This window comes from Pantoea sp. CTOTU46764 (genome assembly GCF_031974595.1).
Taxonomy (GTDB): Bacteria; Pseudomonadota; Gammaproteobacteria; order Enterobacterales; family Enterobacteriaceae; genus Pantoea; species Pantoea trifolii.
Window position 1 is genome coordinate 1 of sequence record NZ_DALYOQ010000072.1, and the last position, 2,015, is coordinate 2,015.

Consider the following 2,015-nt stretch of genomic DNA (forward strand, 5'->3'; position numbering starts at 1 on the left):
AAAAGCAACCAAGCCAGCTGCACAGAAAGCCCAGGCTGCTAAAAAGCACCACAAAAAAGCAACCAAGCCAGCTGCACAGAAAGCCCAGGCTGCTAAAAAGCACCACAAAGCAACCAAGCCAGCTGCACAGAAAGCTCAGGCTGCTAAAAAGCACCACAAAAAAGTAACCAAACCCGCTGCGCAGAAAGCTCAGGCAGCTAAAAAGCATCACAAAGTGAAAAAAGCAGCTAAATAAGATTCGCTTAGCGCCAACACCGTATTGATGATTGAAAACACCCGGTTATGCCGGGTGTTTATTTACTGGAGTAGCGAAAAATGGTGCGTCGCTATCGCTTCGAAATTATTCTGATTGTGATGATCCTCTGTGGCATAGTTGCAGCCAGCTTTTTTATCTAGTCGTTGTAGCGTGCTGATTACTCCAATATTTCTCCCTTTTTCACCGCTCACCGACTATAGTTATCGCTCAAGCGTGATGACAACAACTTCTACTTATTCTCGCCATTGAGAGAACTATGCGCCTGGCTATCCTGTTACTTGTTGGTCTTTTCAGTTTTAACCACACAGCACATGCCGATGATGAAGATGGGCCAAGCCCGGAAGACATCAAAACGTTGTTCTTTGGCAAAGATCATCGCCAGGCGATTAGCGACGTGAGCGCCGCGCCCTGGGATGCCATCGGTCAGTTAGAGACCGAAAGCGGTAACCTCTGCACTGCCACCCTGATTTCTGCTCATCTGGCGTTGACCGCCGGACACTGTTTATTGGCTCCGCCCGGCAAGTTTGATAAGCCAGTGGCGCTGCGTTTTATGGCCAGCGCCAAAGGCTGGCGTTACGAGATTCATGATATTGATGCACGCGTTGAACCCTCTTTAGCGCGCCGGTTGCAGGCGGACGGCGAAGGCTGGATCGTGCCGCCGGGCGCCGCGCCCTACGATTATGGGCTGGTTATCTTGCATAATCCGCCGTCCGGTATTGTGCCGATTCCGTTGTTTGAGGGTTCGCGTGGCGATTTAACCGCCGCCTTGAAAACCACCCAACGCAAAGTAACGCAGGCAGGTTATCCGGCCGATCATCTGGATACGCTCTATTCGCACAGCGATTGTTTAGTGACCGGTTGGGCGCAGCGCGCAGTGCTGTCGCACCAGTGCGATACCTTGCCAGGCGACAGCGGTTCGCCGCTGCTGTTGAAGAACGGTGATGAGTGGCAGCTGATTGCGGTGCAGAGTTCGGCGCCCGCGCCGGCCGATCGTTATCGTGCCGATAACCGCGCGATTGCGGTGCCGTCCTTTAAAGATAAGCTAGAAGAGTTAGCTCAGTAATTCGGCGCTGTCAGGCAAAAAGGCGGGGCCGCTACGTAAAGTCGTCGTGGACCCATCCCTGGGGCCTCTGCCGCCGCATCCATGCGGCGGAAGCTTTACTCCGCGGCCCCGCCTTTCCGCCTTCTTCGATAGTTGTGCGATGTTAAAACCGCACTGTTTCGTAGCGGCGCGATTTATCGCGCAATCCCACAATTAACTCAACTGCTCCATCGCCTGCAGAATACGCTTATCCGAAATCGGATAAGGCGTGCCCAACTGCTGCGCGAAATAGCTAATCCGCAACTCCTCCAGCATCCAGCGAATCGCCTGTACTTCGGCATCATCCTGACGCTGCGGCGGCAATTTATTCCGCCACGTCTGCCAGGCCTGCTCCACCGCTTGCACTTTCAGCATGCGCGCACGATCGCTGTGTGGATCCACCGGCAGCTTCTCGAGGCGGCGTTCAATACCTTGCAGATAGCGCAGCGTATCACCGAGACGCGACCAGCCGTTGCCGGTGACGAAGCCGCGATACACCAGGCCATTCAGCTGCGCTTTGATATCGCCTAACGCCAACGCCAGCGACATATCTACGCGTCCCTTAAGGAACTTGTTGATGTTGAACACGCAGGTCAGAATCTGTTCGACCTGCTTGGCGATGGTGACCACGGTTTCATTCAAATCAGCACGCACTTTGTCGCGCAGCTGTTCGAAGTT

3 protein-coding genes are annotated in these 2,015 nt (G+C 54.0%); 2 read left to right on the forward strand and 1 reads right to left on the reverse strand.

Going from position 1 to position 2,015, the window contains the following annotated elements; all coding sequences use genetic code 11:
• Positions 1–235, forward strand: a 235-nt coding sequence (asr, locus tag RTM06_RS18885; protein ID WP_312184246.1) for an acid resistance repetitive basic protein Asr, incomplete at its 5' end; no start/stop codon positions are given.
• A gap of 277 nt (positions 236–512) precedes the next feature.
• Positions 513–1,319 carry a serine protease gene (locus tag RTM06_RS18890; RefSeq protein WP_154193524.1) on the forward strand — a complete coding sequence of 269 codons (807 nt, stop codon included), beginning with the start codon at positions 513–515 and terminating at the stop codon, positions 1,317–1,319.
• Positions 1,320–1,511: 192 nt separating this feature from the next.
• Here the strand turns inward: RTM06_RS18890 and RTM06_RS18895 are convergent.
• Positions 1,512–2,015 (reverse strand): DUF3418 domain-containing protein (locus RTM06_RS18895; RefSeq protein ID WP_312184249.1); only part of this gene is annotated, 504 nt, incomplete at its 5' end.